The 516-nt window shown below is 61.2% G+C and carries 1 pseudogene; it reads right to left on the bottom strand.

The window, feature by feature from the left end:
• Positions 1–516: pseudogene (locus tag MM194_RS21770) on the bottom strand (IS3 family transposase); the annotation flags it as partial.

Here is a 516-nt window from a genome sequence, read left to right on the forward strand (position 1 = left end):
CGTGATGACCCACTATCTTGCGTGAGTAAGCATCCGTCACCAGGCTCAGGTACAGCGGCCCGCTCCTGGCTGGCAGATAGGTGATGTCGGCGACCCAGACTTGCTCCGGTGCCACCGGCGTGACCTGATTAGGCCCGGCCTTGAGCAAGTTGGGATGACGGTAGAAGCGGTGAAAGCTGTGGGTGGTCTTGTGATACGCCCGCCAGGGTTGCACCAGCAGGCGGTGCTCGGCCAATATCCGAAACAGCCTGTCCCGCCCGACCTTGAGCCAGCCATCATCCTGTCCCTGCAGCAGATAATGCAGCTTGCGGGTGCCGACCCGTGGCTGTCGCAGCCGAACTTTGCGCACGAAGCGCACCACCTGCAGCCCCTGTGCGTGGTGCAGGTCTGCAACCCGATTGCGCTTGTAGTAAGCCTGACGGCTTATTCCCAGAAACAGGCAAGCCCTGACGATGGTCAGCCTCTCGACTTGCCGCTGCGAGAGGACTTGCCGGGTCGCTTTTTTACGATGGAGAC

The organism is Aeromonas sp. MR16, from assembly GCF_022549315.1.
In the GTDB taxonomy this organism is placed as follows: Bacteria; Pseudomonadota; Gammaproteobacteria; order Enterobacterales; family Aeromonadaceae; genus Aeromonas; species Aeromonas aquatica.